Below are 15100 nucleotides of genomic sequence, written 5' to 3'. Positions count from 1 at the left end.
CATTGCGCGTGTGCGGTCGCTTAAAAACTCGTGTCGCCGTTGTCCTGCTGCCAGGGCTTTACCAGGTTACCAAAGCGGGTAAAGCGACCCTCAAAGCTGAGTTCGACCGTGCCGATGGGGCCGTGACGCTGCTTGCCGATGACGACTTCGGCACGGCCATGCAGGCGTTCCATCTCTTCCTGCCAGGCGGCCATCTTGTCCAGATCATGATCGCCGGGCTTTTCGCGTTCCTTGTAATATTCCTCGCGGAACACGAACATAACCACATCGGCGTCCTGTTCGATTGAACCGGATTCACGCAGATCCGACAATTGCGGGCGCTTGTCTTCACGCGACTCAACCTGACGCGATAGCTGCGACAGGGCGACCACGGGAATATCCAGTTCTTTGGCGATCGCCTTGAGGCCCATGGTGATCTCGGAGATTTCGTTCACCCGGTTTTCGGACCGTCCGGTACCGCGCACCAGTTGAAGGTAGTCGACCATCAGCACATCAAGCCCATGCGTCCGTTTCAACCGCCGCGCCCGCGCCGCAAGCTGGCTGATTGGCAGGGCGGGTGTGTCGTCGATATAAAGCGGGCAGGCTTCCAGAGATTTGGCGGCATCGACAAAGCGGCGGAACTCGACCTCGGTCATGTCACCGCGGCGGATCTGTTCAGACGGGACCTCGGCAGCCTCGGATAGGATTCGCGCGGCCAGTTGTTCCGCGCTCATTTCCAGCGAATAGAAACCGACGACGCCGCCCTCAATCGCGCCTTCGGTACCATCGTGGCGCTGACCGCGTTTATAGGCCTTGGCGATGTTGAACGCGATGTTGGTGGCAAGCGAGGTTTTGCCCATCGACGGACGTCCGGCCAGGATAAGAAGGTCGGATTTGTGCAGTCCGCCCAGTTTCTTGTCCATATCGATCAGGCCGGTCGAAATGCCGGCCAATCCGCCGTCGCGCTGATACGCGGCGTTGGCCATGTTCACCGCATCGGTGACGGCGCGCAGAAAACTCTGGAACCCGGAATCGGTCTGACCCTGCTCGGCCAGCTTATACAGCGCCTGCTCGGCCTCGACGATCTGTTCACGCGGCTCGGACGCGACATCAACCTTGGACGCCTTGGCGCTGATGTCCCGCCCCAGACCGATCAGATCGCGGCGGATTGCCAGATCATAGATCATCTGAGCGTAGTCGCGCACGGCAAACGAGCTGACCGCCGACCCGGCCAGTCGCGCCAGATAGGCCGCGCCGCCCAGTTCGATCAGTCCCTCATCCTCGGCCATGAACGCCTTGAGCGTTACCGGCGAGGCAAGGTTGTTCTTGGCGATGCGTGCGGCGGCGATATCGTAGATGCGGGCATGGACCGGATCAAAGAAATGCTGCGCCCCGATAATGGCGGCAACGCGGTCGTAGATGTCGTTGTTGGTCAGGATCGCGCCCAGCAACTGCTGTTCGGCCTCGATCGAATGCGGCATTGTTTCGGGGGCATCGACCCCGGCCGTGGCGGCGTGACCGGTGGGGTTGAAGGTGGTGATTTCGTTCATGGCCTGTCCCTCGTCTGCTGCTGCTGCCGCCCGCCGGTTGATCCGGTCTTGCGGGTCCGGTCGTCATAGCGAAAACCCGGCGCCGACCCTAGTCCAACAAGTCTGTGGACAAAGGCAGGGAGAACCGTGTGGATCGCAGGATGTCGAATTTTGGTATCATCATATGGTAGGGTGGGGCGTTCTGTCCACTAAATGCGCCGACATACGGCGATTCGCAGTGCAGTTGTCCCCAGAACCTGGGCGGGAAATTTATTTCTTGTTAACTTCTCGCCACTTATGCGGATCGGTCAGAAATGCTTCAACTTCTTGCAAGGTGTGGGCGTCGAATGTGCCCTGCGCCTTGGCTTCGGCCAACACATCCCACCATGTGCAGAGGTGGTGCAGCTGGATGCCGTGATCGCCTAGCGTCTGGATCGTCTCGGGGAAGATACCGTAGTAAAAAATCACCGCAGTGTGCGTGCAACTCGCGCCGGTTTCGCGAATGGCGTCAACAAACGACAGCTTGGATCCGCCGTCGGTGGTCAGGTCCTCGACCAGCAGCACACGTTCGCCTTCGCTCATGGCACCCTCGATCCGGGCGTTGCGGCCGTAACCCTTGGGTTTCTTGCGCACATAGGTCATCGGCAGGGCCATGCGCTCGGCCACCAGTGCGGCAAAGGGGATGCCGGCTGTTTCGCCGCCGGCAATGTTGTCAAACGCTTCGAATCCCGCATCCCGCATTACAGTGACGGTCAGAAAATCCATCAGAGTCGCGCGGATTCGCGGAAACGATATCAGCTTGCGACAGTCGATATAGACCGGCGACGCCAGACCGCTGGCAAAGATGTAGTGATCGGTCGCGTTGAAATGCACGGCCTCAATCTCAAGCAACATGCGGGCGGTAAGGCGTGCCATCTCGGCGGCGGGTGGGTAGGACGAGGGGATCATTGGCAATCTCCGGGCAGGGTTGGTGGCAGCAGGGTGTGGCGGGCTAGTCGACCTGCCAGTGCAGCGGATACCCGGGGTCAAAGACTGTCACCGGGCCATCGGATGTCGCGATATACGCCGGATAGTCCACGGGCGCGCCCCTGGTCAGGGTCATCGTCGCATCGTTGGCGGGCAGCCGGTAAAAGGCGGGACCGTTGAGCGAGGCAAACGCCTCGAGCTGGTCCAGCGCGCCGTCTTGTTCGAACACCTCGGCCAGAACGGACATCGTGTTGGTGGCGGTGAAACACCCGGCGCAGCCGCAGGCCTGTTCCTTGGCTGCATCAACATGCGGCGCCGAGTCGGTGCCCAGAAAGAACGCGCGATGGCCGGATGTGGCTGCGGCACGCAGGGCAAGACGATGCTCTTCGCGCTTGGCGACGGGCAGGCAATAATAATGCGGTTTGATGCCACCAACGAGGATATGATTTCGATTGATCACAAGGTGATGCGTGGTGATCGTCGCCGCCAGATCGGGGCCGCCAGCGCGGGCATAGTCGACGCCCTGCGCTGTTGTGATATGCTCCATCACCACCCGCAGGCCCGGTGTCGCTCGGCGCACCGGATCCAGAACACGGTCGATAAACACGGCCTCGCGGTCAAAGATGTCCACATTCGCATCGGTCACTTCGCCATGTACACACAGCGGGCAGCCGATCTCGGCCATGCGCTCGAACACCGGGCGGACCTTGTCGAAATCCTTGACACCCGAGGCCGAGTTGGTTGTCGCCCCTGCCGGGTACAGCTTGACAGCCTTTATCAGACCGCTGGCATGGGCGGCGGCCAGGTCGTTGGCATCGGTTTCTTCGGTCAGGTACAGCGTCATCAGCGGCTCGAACGTTGCCCCCTCTGGCAGGGCAGTCAGGATGCGGTCGCGATAGGCGACGGCCTGCGCTGCGGTGACCACTGGCGGCACGAGATTCGGCATGATGATGGCACGGGAAAAATGGCGCGTGGTTTCCGGCAGCATGGCGCGCAGCATGGCGCCATCGCGCAGATGCAGGTGCCAGTCGTCGGGACGGCGGAGGGTAAGGCTGTGTGTCATGGCGCCTGCGTTAGCACGGGTGCAGCGGCCCGCGCCAGAGACTTTGCGCGCCAATTTTCCACTCATGCAACGCCGCAGGCGTTCTCGGCACCGGCACATAGGAACTGCCGCAAGAATTGGCATCATGGACAGATGCGCCATGGCACCCTGCTTGAGACGGCAAAAGACGGTTTGGGAACGAGCTGAATCGCCGTATGAATCAAAGGAACAGTTGTGACCGCAGCAGGTGCGTCGTCGGCGGACAGAAACAGAACAAGAGGCGTATGATGTTGATCACGGTGATTGTCGGGGCTTTGTGTGGCGCTGCGGTGCAAACGGCGCATCCCAAAGTGGCTGAATTCCTTGCGCGGCATCTGGAGGCGTCGCAATTGCCGGACGCTCCGGGACTCAGAGTGGTCAGCTTTGCGCTGATGATGTGCGCTGCATCAGCGCTTCTTTTGATTTTGGACACGCGCGGCTCAACGGTGTTGCTGCTTGTGTCCGGGCTTGTCGGGTATTTTCACCGGCAGATCCGCGATGTGATCGCCGCGCGCAGGCGATAAGGTCGCGTGGGTGTCAGCCGCTTTTGGCGATCTGTGCAGCGCGCAACGCCTCAAGCTTGCGATGAAAGCGCGGGGCAGGCAGGCGCGACACCACATTGGTGCACAGCATCTCGGCCAAACGGGTCCGCCCGTTGGTTTCCAACTGGGCCAGCAGTCTGCGCAGATAGGGGACATGGTCACGTCGAACCCGCAGCAATTCGGCAAAGCTGGCCGTGTTCAGCGTGTCATCGGCCGCGGCGCGGATCAGAGGAAACAACAGATCCAGTTCGATCAGGTCAGTTTGCAGCGCGCTGCCCATGAAGGGCAGGCGGAAATGCGTCACATTGCGACCCGCAAACAGCGCGGCATGCATCGCATCCAGCCGTTCGCGCGGATCAAACAGGACATAGCCGGCCTGCGCGGCATCCATCATTTCCGGAGCATAGCCATAGCGATGGGTAAAGTTCATCCGCCGCTGCGCGGCAAAACGCGGGTCCCAGTCTGCCACGCGCGGGTTCAGTGTCGCCTGCGGCTGCAGCGCCAAAACGATCGCCCCAGGTGCGGACACCGAGTAAGCCACAGCCGCATAGCCACAGGGGCCTGCCCCGTAAAATATCACCTTTGAAAATTCGTCGAAAAAACCGTCGTCGTTGATCTGGTCAAAGAAGGCATAAACCTGCCGGCTTCGAAACCAGGTGTCCCCCGATGCGATCAGCGCAAGGTGTGACCAGCCTAGTTCGCGCACAAATTCCAGCCCGAGCGGCGCGCCGTCGTCCGACAATGCGCGAATGCCGGGCAATGTCTCAAAGCTGACAAGCAACGTGTCACCGTCCTCGACAAACAATGCGCTGTGAGCATTGCCGAGTGGTTCGAAAAAACCGCGTTGTTCGCCCAGTTTGGCCAGCGCGGCCAGCCACTCAGCCCCAGAGAGCCCGCGCAGGTCAAGCGAGGAAAGGTCGGTTTCGTCGTCGTCCATCTTGGGGCGTCCTCAACTCTGACACCGGGGGGGCGGGTCATTCCTGGTATGGTCCGTCGTCCGGGTTTTAGATGATACCCGGATTTCCGGGATATTGTTGCATTGAAGGTGACAATTATTTGGGGCGGAATTGCGCCAATTGAATGAAATTAACACGGTTTGCCGACCTGCGCACGCAGGCCATGGCGGATCAGAATTGCAGCCATGTCCGGCGTCAGCGGCACCGAGGGCGGCGCCATCAGAAGTCGCCCCATGAGGGCACGGTACGGCTCTTCTTGCATCAGCGCCTCAAGACGGGCGTGGCGCCAGGTGACCGCGTCGATATGCAGACCTGCCAATACGGGATCAGCAGCAAACTGCGCGCGGATCGCTGTGGTTGCGGGTCCAAGCGCCAGGATTGAGCGGTCTTCGTCGGTGTTGAAATTTCGCTCAACCCAATAGTCCAGCCCCAACATCTGGCCCGAATGCACCGCGCGGCCCCGCGCGGCCTTGAGCAGGTAACTCTCCATCGCGCTCAACGGATAATGGTTCATCTGCGCCAGCGCATAGTTTGAACGACCAAAGGGCGAAAAGATCCGTGATGTGTGAAATTCGGGCGGCAGTTCACGCCCCTCACCGTCGAACCAGCGCGCCTGCTTAATCCGGCCGCCAACCGGGTTGCGCGGGCGGTGAACACCCAGATTGCGATAGGTGCCGTCATTGGCAAACAGTGTTTTGAACATTGCCGACCGCCAGGGCCAGTGCATCACCACCGGCGCGGCGCGGGTGAACTGCTGCGGTACCGGGACATCCGTGTAGCGCACCACGCCCGCATTGCCAAAATTACGCCAGGTAAGAGGGATTGCCGTGGCGTCGGGCAGGGCGCGCAGTAGCGCCGGGATCGTGTGATCACCCACATGGACATTCACAAATTCGTCGATATCCATTGGCAGCAGCCAGTCGGCCTTGGCCACCGGATCGCTACGGTCAGCACGTTTCAGCGCGGTGAACTGAATCCCGCCGCGATCATACGGGCCATCGTTGCGCAGGTGGGTTACATGGCCCATCATCGCCAACCTGTCGAGCATCATATCCGTACCGTCGTCGCAATCATTGGAAAAGGCCAGCACATGGCTGACGCCGACGGCCAGATGGTGCGCCAACCAGTCCAGGATAAAGGCCCCTTCGTTGCGCACACAGAGAACAGCGAGGATATTCAATATATTACCAGCCATTCCGAAAGGTCACGACCTTGGCATGGGACGCCTTGGGAAAGTAGCTGAGTCCGGCGCGGTGCATGGTGTCGAACACCGCCTGCACGCCACTTTGTCCGATCCACTGCGGATGCAATTCGATGATCGCGGCGCGCAGACCCGAGAAATCGGCGCCAGGCAGCAGATGTGCTTCGGCACCTTCGATATCGCAGACCAGAATCGTCGGCTTCACCTCTTGCAGGACCGCGTTGATGTCGTGGCGTTCGATCATCTCGGTGCGCACAACGCTGTCCGGGTCAGCGTCGCGGTCGATCGAGGAGGCAAGGAAGTTGGCGCGCACATAAAACGGCACCGGATCGCCAGCGCCATCCGACAACAAAGCATTGTGAACCGTCACATTGGTCACGTTGTTCGCCGCATGAACCGAATGGATATAGGGGATCAGCGCTGGATTGGCCTCGTAACTGTGGATCGCGCGGACTTTGCGATGCGTGGCGATAAGGGTGGACATATAGCCGATGCCGCCCCCAAGTTCGAGGACAACATCCCCCTCGCGCACCACACGCAGCGCGGCCTCACATTCCTTGCGCTCGTATGTGTCAGCTTTGAGTGCGCCGCGCACGCGGCCTGTGGTGATTTGCGGGTGTTTGGGAATTTTCATGCCACGCGATCGCAGATATGGATCGCGCTGACGGGGCTGATCGGCGGCTGAAGAGGCTGGCTTGTCCATCGTCAACTCTGTGTATCAAGGGCAAGGGCGTAGGCGACCCGCTCGGTTTCGCTCAGACGCAGGGCCAAGGCCTGTTGGTACAGATCCTCAAATTCCGGCATGGCATGCAGCTCGTGCGCTTTGGCATGGTGCCAGTCGCACCCGCGTCGATGCAACCCGTGCAGCGTGTCGTCGGCCAAAAGGTCGCTCAGGCCGGTGCGCAGACGTGGAATATTGCGTTTGATCGTGACATCGTGGTTGGTCGACCAGTCCATGCGGATCCAGTAGTTTAGCCCGATGGTGCGGTCTACATGCAGGGCGCGGCCGCGCTGGCGTTTGATCAGATAGGCCTCGGCCGAGCGCAGAGCATAGTGGTTGAGTTGCAGCAGATCATAGCCGATGCTTTTTCGCGAATTGCGCCAGCCCCGATTCTGCGCTTCTGAGGTCATGTCCGTACCCGACCCGTTGACCCATTTCACCTGGCCAGTGAACTCGGGGTTCAGCTTGTTGGGGCGGTGGCAGCTCATTTTTGTATAGGCACCGATGTTGCGGAACATGGTCTTGAATCCCCAGACCGTGTGCGGCTTCGGGCAATATGTCGGGGCGCAGCCATCGAACTGGTCGATCACCAGATCGTCCGCCAGTCGCAGCACGCCGTTATGGCCAAACAGCCGCCAGGTCATGGCCACGTTGGTGGCATCCGGCACCCGCGCGCGAAAATCGTCAAGCGTTCCATTGCCGCAGCGCACGTTGATAAATTCGTCCACGTCGATATGGATGATCCAATCCGCGTTGCGGATCACTGGTTCGTCGCGGGCGTGGTTCAGCGCGTATTGTTGTGGCGACTTGCCGCGCCAGGTGTCGTTGTTGCGATGCTCGACCAGCCCAAGCTGTTGCAGACGCCCAAGGATTTCGGCGGTGCCGTCATCACAATCGTTGGTGTAGATCAGAAAGGTGTCGACGCCGATGGCACGGTGGTATGCGATCCATTCCAGGATATAGGGCGCTTCGTTCTTCATGCAGGCGACGATGACGGTGCCGGTGCTGCCGGGGGGCGGGATTTGACGCGCGCGTATAACATAGGGCTGACCCAGCGTCGCCTCATTGACCTGACCAAGCCGGTTGTGCGGTGCGAGGGTAGATCCCTGCAATTTTAGCAGATTCTGGCGGGCCAGTGGTGGCAGGCGATCTTGTGTGTTGGGGGGCGGGCAGGTGGCCTTTGGAGCTGATGGCATTTGCGGCGTTTTTGCCTGATCTGGTCTCTTGGGCTTCGCCGCGCGGATTCTCGGTTGAAAGGCCAGCAGGTATTGCGTGGCGCGAAAGCCAAACTTCGGGTCAGCTTCGGTCCAGTCGCACAGGCCAGGTCTTGCGGTCATCCGACCAACATCCAACCCCGGATGCTGCGTGGCAAGCTGCGTGATATCACGCGCAAACCGCTGTGATATCAGCGCAAGATGGCCGGGATCGATTGGTGTGCCCGTTACCTTCATGTCAGTCAGAAACGTGCGCCAGAGCGGGCGCGGGATATTGAAATCAGGCCGGGCGGTCAAAAACCGTTGTACCGCTTCGTTGAACTGGCGTGCGCGCGCGAGCCACGCGGCTGATGGCCGGATCGGCGCGCGGACCTGTTCGGCGATGGGAGCGAAGCCCAGATCAAAAGCGTCGCGAACCTCAGAGCCGATGTCGGCGGAGTACAGCCCGAACGGGCGACTGCGCAGATGCGTTGCACCTATGCCGAAAACGGCATCCCATTCCGCCACCAGTCGCGGCAGGTCGAGCCAGTGACTGGCGCCCTGCACATCGGGAAATTGTCCGCGGCGCGGATCGGGTGCAGGACAGGTGGCCAAGGCCGCATCCCACCAATTGCCAACATTCGTCATCCCCAGCTCAAGATCCAGCCCGCGACTCCGCCCCTCAAACACTTGCGCGGCGTAGCGCCGAACCACAAGCCGCGCCGGTTCGTCCATATGCGCCACGATGCGGATATCATCCGACAGAGGGCGCAGCAGATCGCGCAGACGTTTGATCGCAGGGCGCGACGGCAGTGACGTCCCGAACTGATGCGCCGACAGGATCAGGGTCTTTGGCCGGGTCTTCCTTACTTCAGCCGTCAGTTCGCGCGCCACGGCGTCGTGCAGCTGTTGTTGTTTTTCAGGTGTCGCGAACCCGCGTATGTGTCGCAGGCTGTCGACCTCGGCTGGCATGTTGACCGCCATAAAGATCCGGGTGTGATTGCGCGCACCGGGCGAGCGGGCATAAAGCACCCCCTGCGCCAGCATTTGCGCCCGCGCGCCGTCCAGCACCCGCTGAAGCCGGTCCGTAGTCGCCGCGTCGGGACCGATGTGAACGCAGATTCGCATCAGGCCAAACCGCGCCTGATCAGTGTCGCTGGCATGCCGGTGTTTTCATTCGCCTTACCCCACCACGGCAGCGTCAGGCCCAGATGCGCACCGATCTTTTCCGGTGCCTCGGGATCTGCAACATCATATTCCAGAAACCGGGGGTCATCCCTGAACATCATTCGTAAAAAGGCGTAATGCGCTTCGATCCACTGCACCCGCTCTAGCGTGGTTTCGCCAAAGCCGCGCGGCAGGCCAGGCACCTGACCCTGGGGCAAACGATCGGTGCCCAGATTGGACCAGCGCAACATACTGCCGGACAGCGACCGTGGCGCGCGCCACGATGCCACAAACCGCAGATCCGGGTGGCGCTCACGTAGCGCCGTGATCAGCCCGAAATCACATTGCGGCCACAGGCACAGATCCCGCGTCAGTACCGACACTTCGGTCAGCGCATCAAACCCGCCCAGTCGTTCGAGCGGATCGCCCGAGCGAAAATATCCGTCATAAAGCTGCCGCGCGACGTAAGATCCGGCAATCGCAAGGTCAGGATTGCGGCCCCGGCGGATCTTGTGATCGGCCACGCGCAGACCGGCCTGTTCCAACGCACGTGCCAGCGTCGTGGTGCCGGATTTCGGCAGGCCAAGGTTGATGACGCGGCAGGTCATGGCATCAGCCCCAAATCCTGCATCAAATCGACCTCGCCGGGAGGAGAGGCCGGGGCATCATGCAGTTGCGCGTACATCGCCGCATAGGCGGGCAGTGCCCTGAGTTCGCTGCACCTGTTGCGATGCAACTGCACGCAATTCTGATGCAATGCTGCAAGTTCTGGATCGGATTTCAGGTCCGCTATCGCGGCCTCAAGCGATGGCAGGTAGCGGCGGATTGACAGATCTTTCCACGCCGGATCATTGCGTTCGCGCCAATACGTGTCGTCAAAGGCACGGCCCGCGCGGTTCACATCCCCGCGGTCATTCTTGACCAGATAACTGTCGAGGGAACGCAGCGCATAATGATTCAGCGTCGCATGTTCACGCGCCCCGGCTGCCGGGAATTTGCGGAGCCTGCGCGGGTTGGCGGCAACGCGAAATTTTGCGGGCACCGCACGTCCCGACCCGTCGGTCCAGACCGGTTGCTGCTGCTCTGGCAGATCATTGCGAAAGAACGGGCGATGCGCGCCAAAATACTGTAGCGGAAAATCTGTGCGAACCAGTGTCTTGACCTCTATCGCGAAGTCCGCGCACCACAAATCTGGGTTGTGGCTGTGAGTGAATTGGGAAATCACTGGCCGGTCTTTGAACGTGGTGACGCCGCCATTGGCAAAGAACTGGAACGTGACGCTGATCGCCTGCGGATCGCCACAGGCGTTGATCAGTGCGGGAATGCTGTTGTTGCCCGTGTGGATATTCAGGAATTCATCGACATCCGCGACCCAGACCCAATCAGCATCACGCACAATGTTCTGTCTGGCGGCGTGTTGCAGCGCCTCCATCTGGTAGTTGCGCCCCTTGGCGGGGTTGGGCAAATGGTGCACCAGACCACAGGCCGCCAGCCGGTCGAGCAGCCGGTCGGTGCCGTCGGTGCAATCGTTGGAATAGAACAGGAAATCACTAACCCCAATCAGCCGGTTGTAGGCGATCCATTCCAGCAGGAACGGGCCTTCGTTTTTGACGCAGGTGACAGCGGTAATGCGCATAATCAGGTCCGCGCCGAATCCAGGGTCGTGTTCACTGCGGTGTTGCCTCTTGCTCGGGGTTGGTCCCGCGTAGCATGATTTTCCAGATGAAATGATGGCATTTTGGCGCCGTTGCGTCAATCTTTCGGGGCTTTTTCGCGGCTTTTACACCGGGGCCATGCGACTTTTGACCTATTGACCCTATCGCATGCGAAGTGCAGCAAGACAGGGCTCAGCAAGGAGAGACCATGACCATCCCCCCCGACATCGACGCGGTTCAAAGCCTGCTGGCGCAGTCCGGCTATATCTGCGCACGGCCCCTGGCCACCGTGGTGTTTCTGTCGCTCAAGCTGGGTCGGCCCTTGTTTCTTGAGGGTGAGGCGGGTGTCGGCAAGACCGAGATCGCCAAGGCGCTGGCGGCTACGCTGGATCGACGTCTGATCCGGCTGCAATGTTACGAAGGACTGGATGCGGCGTCGGCTGTGTATGAGTGGAACTTTCCCGCCCAGATGATTGCCATCCGAACGGCAGAGGCGTCGGGTGGTGCGGATCGTCAAAGCCTGAAGACCGAACTGTTCTCGGACGAGTTTCTGGTGGAGCGTCCGTTGCTTCAGGCGATGCGCCCGCAACCCGGCGGTGCGCCGGTACTGTTGATTGACGAACTTGACCGCACCGATGAACCATTCGAAGCGTTCCTGCTGGAGGCGCTGTCGGATTTCCAGGTCACGATCCCCGAACTTGGCACCATCAAAGCGCCAGAGCCGCCGATCGTGATCCTGACCTCGAACCGCACGCGCGAGGTGCATGATGCGCTGAAACGCCGCTGCCTGTATCACTGGGTCGACTATCCGACCTTTGATCGCGAGATCGAGATTTTGCACAGCCGCGCCCCTGAAGCCGCCGAAAATCTGAGCCGAGAGATCGTAGCCTTTGTCCAACGCCTGCGCACCGAGGATCTGTTCAAGAAGCCCGGCGTCGCGGAAACGATTGACTGGGCCAAATGCCTGCTTGCGCTGGATGTGATCAACCTCTCGCCCGAGGTGATCAGCGACACCCTGGGCGCAATCCTGAAATATCAGGACGACATTCAGAAAATCCAAGGCTCAGAGGCTAAGCGTCTGCTGGACGAGGCCAAAACAAATTTGGTCACGTCGGGGTAACGCCAGTGCGTCAGCTGTCCGGTGCGGGCAGCAAGGCCCGACCGCTGGGGTCAAAAACAAGTCTGGCGGCTTGTTCGGCGGAATCGATTTGTAGCAGCCCGGTCTGTTGCGGATCGGCGGGGATGAAACGCAGCGCCCGCGTCGTCGCGCCGGTCCATTGCACCGATGATGTCGTGACCGCGGTCTGGTTGAATTTTTGCAGGATCGCGCCACCCGCATCGGTCAGTACCGGGATGTTGTTCTGCGAGGCATCCAGCATCACCAGCGGCACTGCCGATTCAGGATCGAGTCCCATGGCGCGATAGCCCGAATCGTAGCTGAGTGTGGCATATCCAAGCGCAGCCGATGTCTGGGCGGCCTTTCGTGCAAGGGCTGCGTTTTCATTGGCATAAAACGCGACTTCACCCATGTCGCCGGTTGAAAGTGCCTGAAATATCGCGATCTGATTGCCGTTCGCTTGGGCGCCCATGGCAGCAAGGACCGCCTGGTCTGTTGTCAGCGCTGTATTTATCCACTGTGTGTAAATGCCCGAAGTCTGGGGTTGGGCGTCGACTTCAACAGACGCGTAGATGGTGCTTATCTCGGCCATGACCATAACATCCGGCGACTTACAGTCATAATATTCCGGGTCGATCTTGAACGCAGGGCTGTCCGAGATAACGCGGAACCGAATGTCACCTTCACAGGTGTCGAGGTCAAAGGTGTACCTAAACATGCCGGTCTGCTGGCCTTTGACGTTTCCCATCAGTTGCCCATTCTTGAAGACCTCGATCCTGCTGTCGATCGGGAAGGGGGCGGACAGATAGTCGACCATGACCCAAACCTGCACGACCTCGCTAGAGGCTGGGATCGGAAGTCCGAAGAACAAGATCGACAGAAATTTTTTGAACATCTTCAGTCTCCGTTGGTTTTTTTCGGCCAGCGCCAAGAGAATGGATCGCCCAGAACACAGTGGTTGCACCCAACAACAGTATTGCTGCGGACATCGCCCAGGCCATGACGACAAAGTAATATTCAACCAGCAGGGCGGTAATGCCGCCTTGTTCAAGAAAAACCGGTGTTCTGGAGGGACTGGCGGGCGGATTCAGCGCAGTCTTGATTGCCTGGACGAGCGTTGGCTCGGATTGCGAAACATCGCCAGCGACACTATCAGGATAATATATAAATATCATGTCCGATGTATTGTTCGGGTTAGCAAAATATCGCATCGATACCTTTGCTCCGGGAACCAGCGACACCCTTATTTCGGCGACAACTGGCGTGACCATTTTGTAGGTCACTTTGCCAGCAATGGGCGCAAAGAGTACCTCTTGTTTAATCGCCGCTGGTCCAGCGCCCTGAAAGCAGGCCGGCTTATTTTCAAGGCATTTGATGCCAATGTAGAGGTTTTTGACCGTTGCAGAGCGCGAGACGTTTTTGACGTCAAGAACGGCGACCACTTCTGTCGACCCGTTCACTGTGTCGTTCACCCGTCGCGCGTCATAGATGATCGCAGTGCCAGAGCGGATCTCTTCGACCACCGTTGTCACGTAATATCCGACAATTGCAGTAAATATCGCAATAATGGCAGAGGCAAATTGAACTGGAAACATGGCCAAGGGTCCAATGGCAATGAAATTCGAATCAAAATATAGTCCATATACTGTAACACAGGCTCCCTTTTAAGGTGAGCTGAAATAAGCATCGCTCTCTTAGCGAGACGGGAGGACCGCATAAATTGCCCGAATACGCGCCATTGGACATCCCCGAAACGCCGCGACTGGCAGACAATATCACCCATTTTGCACGCGCTTTGCGTCGGGCCGGTCTTCCGGTGGGGCCCGGTCGGGTCATTGACGCCGTGCGCGCCGTTGAGGCGGCGGGCTTTTCGGACAAGGTTGATTTTTACTGGACGTTGCATGCCTGTTTCGTGAACCGGCCAGAACATCGTACGGTCTATAACCAGATCTTTCGGCTCTATTGGCGCGATCCACGCTATCTTGAGCATATGATGTCGATGATGTTGCCCGCCATCCGGGGCGTTCAAGAGGAAAAGCTGGCGCAGGCAGCCGAGAAGCGTGCCGCCGAGGCGCTGCTGGACGGGCAGGCGCCAGATATCCCCGAACCGCCAGAAAGCGGTAAGGATGAGACAAAGATCGAGGTCGATGCCTCGATGACGATGTCCGCCGAGGAAAAGCTGCGCAGCCTCGATTTCGAGCAGATGTCGACCGCCGAGGTTGCCGAGGCCAAGCGCATGCTGGCGCGGCTCAGCCTGCCGGTCAAACCGATCCCGTCGCGCCGGGGGATGGCCGCAGTGAATGGACGGCACACGGACTGGCGGCGCACGATCCGCGCAGCGATGCGGCACGGAGGCGAGCTTCGCAGCTTTGCTCATACCACGCCGCGACCGCGTTGGCCCAACCTTGTGGTTTTGTGCGATATTTCGGGGTCGATGTCGCAATACAGCCGTATGGTGCTGCATTTCCTGCATGCCGTGGCGAATGAAAAGGGCGCGGGCTGGGCCAAAGTCCACGCCTTCACCTTTGGCACACGGCTGACCAACATCACCCGCCATCTGGCGACGCGGGATGTCGATACCGCGCTCAAGGCCGCCGGGGCAGAAGCGCAGGATTGGGAGGGGGGAACCCGGATTGGTGCGTCGCTGCATGCGTTCAACCGGGACTGGTCACGGCGGGTGATGGGGCAGGGTGCGGTGGTATTGTTGATCACCGACGGCCTGGACCGCGATCCGGCCGGGGGGCTGGCGCGTGAGATGGAGCGGCTGCATCTGTCGTCGCGTCGGCTGATCTGGCTCAATCCGCTGCTGCGCTGGGACGGGTTTGCGCCCAAGGCTGCCGGGATCCGGGCGATGCTGCCGCATGTTCACAGTTTCCGCGCCGGGCATTCGATCCAGTCGCTACAGGATCTGGCCACCGCAATATCGCGGCCCGACGATGTGGGGGAAAAGATGCGGCTGATGCGGATGCTGGACGACTGAGACGGCAGGCTGT

Annotated in this window: 14 protein-coding genes; 3 read left to right on the top strand and 11 right to left on the bottom strand. The window is 60.0% G+C overall.

Annotation, left to right across the window (positions count from 1 at the left end):
• Positions 1-20: 20 nt before the first annotated feature.
• The 3 genes from IMCC21224_RS10750 to pyrC form a co-directional block, all read right to left on the bottom strand.
• Complete coding sequence (locus IMCC21224_RS10750) at positions 21-1529, bottom strand: replicative DNA helicase (protein ID WP_047995355.1); 1509 nt, start codon at positions 1527-1529, stop codon at positions 21-23.
• Positions 1530-1778: 249 nt separating this feature from the next.
• The gene (locus tag IMCC21224_RS10745; protein ID WP_047995354.1) at positions 1779-2456 is read right to left on the bottom strand and encodes an orotate phosphoribosyltransferase; all 678 of its coding nucleotides are present in this window, start codon (positions 2454-2456) and stop codon (positions 1779-1781) included.
• Between the two features lie 43 nt (positions 2457-2499).
• Complete coding sequence (pyrC, locus tag IMCC21224_RS10740) at positions 2500-3537, bottom strand: dihydroorotase (protein WP_047995353.1); 1038 nt, start codon at positions 3535-3537, stop codon at positions 2500-2502.
• Positions 3538-3800: 263 nt separating this feature from the next.
• Here pyrC and IMCC21224_RS10735 point away from each other — a divergent pair, with 263 nt between their 5' ends.
• Positions 3801-4079, top strand: coding sequence for a hypothetical protein (locus IMCC21224_RS10735; protein WP_197089197.1), 279 nt, complete (start codon positions 3801-3803; stop codon positions 4077-4079).
• 13 nt (positions 4080-4092) lie between these two features.
• Here the strand turns inward: IMCC21224_RS10735 and IMCC21224_RS10730 are convergent, their stop codons facing one another.
• The 6 genes from IMCC21224_RS10730 to IMCC21224_RS10705 form a co-directional block, all read right to left on the bottom strand.
• Positions 4093-5034 (bottom strand): hypothetical protein, encoded by a 942-nt coding sequence (locus IMCC21224_RS10730; RefSeq protein WP_047995351.1) that lies wholly within the window; start codon positions 5032-5034, stop codon positions 4093-4095.
• Between the two features lie 149 nt (positions 5035-5183).
• On the bottom strand, positions 5184-6233 hold the full coding sequence (locus IMCC21224_RS10725; RefSeq protein WP_053079070.1) for a glycosyltransferase family 2 protein: 1050 nt from the start codon (positions 6231-6233) through the stop codon (positions 5184-5186).
• Between the two features lie 4 nt (positions 6234-6237).
• The gene (locus IMCC21224_RS10720; protein WP_047995349.1) at positions 6238-6957 is read right to left on the bottom strand and encodes an FkbM family methyltransferase; all 720 of its coding nucleotides are present in this window, start codon (positions 6955-6957) and stop codon (positions 6238-6240) included.
• Between the two features lie 2 nt (positions 6958-6959).
• Complete coding sequence (locus IMCC21224_RS10715; RefSeq protein WP_047995348.1) at positions 6960-9296, bottom strand: glycosyltransferase family 2 protein; 2337 nt, start codon at positions 9294-9296, stop codon at positions 6960-6962.
• The gene (locus tag IMCC21224_RS10710; protein WP_047995347.1) at positions 9296-9943 is read right to left on the bottom strand and encodes a hypothetical protein; all 648 of its coding nucleotides are present in this window, start codon (positions 9941-9943) and stop codon (positions 9296-9298) included. The genes IMCC21224_RS10715 and IMCC21224_RS10710 overlap by 1 nt, the downstream gene beginning before the upstream one ends.
• On the bottom strand, positions 9940-10971 hold the full coding sequence (locus IMCC21224_RS10705; RefSeq protein ID WP_047995346.1) for a glycosyltransferase family 2 protein: 1032 nt from the start codon (positions 10969-10971) through the stop codon (positions 9940-9942). Before IMCC21224_RS10705 ends, IMCC21224_RS10710 begins: the two co-directional genes overlap by 4 nt.
• A 227-nt stretch (positions 10972-11198) precedes the next feature.
• On the opposite strand from IMCC21224_RS10705, the gene IMCC21224_RS10700 reads away from it, so the two are divergent.
• Positions 11199-12110 carry a MoxR family ATPase gene (locus IMCC21224_RS10700; RefSeq protein WP_047995345.1) on the top strand — a complete coding sequence of 304 codons (912 nt, stop codon included), beginning with the start codon at positions 11199-11201 and terminating at the stop codon, positions 12108-12110.
• Between the two features lie 10 nt (positions 12111-12120).
• Here the strand turns inward: IMCC21224_RS10700 and IMCC21224_RS10695 are convergent, their stop codons facing one another.
• Positions 12121-13002 (bottom strand): hypothetical protein, encoded by an 882-nt coding sequence (locus IMCC21224_RS10695; RefSeq protein ID WP_047995344.1) that lies wholly within the window; start codon positions 13000-13002, stop codon positions 12121-12123.
• Positions 12947-13702 (bottom strand): hypothetical protein, encoded by a 756-nt coding sequence (locus tag IMCC21224_RS10690; RefSeq protein ID WP_047995343.1) that lies wholly within the window; start codon positions 13700-13702, stop codon positions 12947-12949. Before IMCC21224_RS10690 ends, IMCC21224_RS10695 begins: the two co-directional genes overlap by 56 nt.
• A gap of 125 nt (positions 13703-13827) precedes the next feature.
• On the opposite strand from IMCC21224_RS10690, the gene IMCC21224_RS10685 reads away from it, so the two are divergent.
• Positions 13828-15087, top strand: a complete 1260-nt coding sequence (locus IMCC21224_RS10685; RefSeq protein WP_047995342.1) for a VWA domain-containing protein — start codon at positions 13828-13830, stop codon at positions 15085-15087.
• Positions 15088-15100 lie beyond the last annotated feature (13 nt).

This window comes from Puniceibacterium sp. IMCC21224 (genome assembly GCF_001038505.1).
Classification (GTDB): domain Bacteria; phylum Pseudomonadota; class Alphaproteobacteria; order Rhodobacterales; family Rhodobacteraceae; genus Puniceibacterium.
The sequence above is the reverse complement of the archived record's forward strand: the minus strand, read 5'-3'. Positions and strand labels throughout refer to the sequence as shown.

Coding starts and splice junctions, on each gene's coding strand:
- IMCC21224_RS10745 (WP_047995354.1), bottom strand. CDS start 2,456: ATGATCCCCTCGTCCTACCCACCCGCCGCCGAGATGGCACGCCTTACC.
- IMCC21224_RS10710 (WP_047995347.1), bottom strand. CDS start 9,943: ATGACCTGCCGCGTCATCAACCTTGGCCTGCCGAAATCCGGCACCACG.
- IMCC21224_RS10730 (WP_047995351.1), bottom strand. CDS start 5,034: ATGGACGACGACGAAACCGACCTTTCCTCGCTTGACCTGCGCGGGCTC.
- pyrC (WP_047995353.1), bottom strand. CDS start 3,537: ATGACACACAGCCTTACCCTCCGCCGTCCCGACGACTGGCACCTGCAT.
- IMCC21224_RS10695 (WP_047995344.1), bottom strand. CDS start 13,002: ATGTTCAAAAAATTTCTGTCGATCTTGTTCTTCGGACTTCCGATCCCA.
- IMCC21224_RS10715 (WP_047995348.1), bottom strand. CDS start 9,296: ATGCGAATCTGCGTTCACATCGGTCCCGACGCGGCGACTACGGACCGG.
- IMCC21224_RS10735 (WP_197089197.1), top strand. CDS start 3,801: ATGATGTTGATCACGGTGATTGTCGGGGCTTTGTGTGGCGCTGCGGTG.
- IMCC21224_RS10690 (WP_047995343.1), bottom strand. CDS start 13,702: ATGTTTCCAGTTCAATTTGCCTCTGCCATTATTGCGATATTTACTGCA.
- IMCC21224_RS10700 (WP_047995345.1), top strand. CDS start 11,199: ATGACCATCCCCCCCGACATCGACGCGGTTCAAAGCCTGCTGGCGCAG.
- IMCC21224_RS10705 (WP_047995346.1), bottom strand. CDS start 10,971: ATGCGCATTACCGCTGTCACCTGCGTCAAAAACGAAGGCCCGTTCCTG.
- IMCC21224_RS10750 (WP_047995355.1), bottom strand. CDS start 1,529: ATGAACGAAATCACCACCTTCAACCCCACCGGTCACGCCGCCACGGCC.
- IMCC21224_RS10720 (WP_047995349.1), bottom strand. CDS start 6,957: ATGGACAAGCCAGCCTCTTCAGCCGCCGATCAGCCCCGTCAGCGCGAT.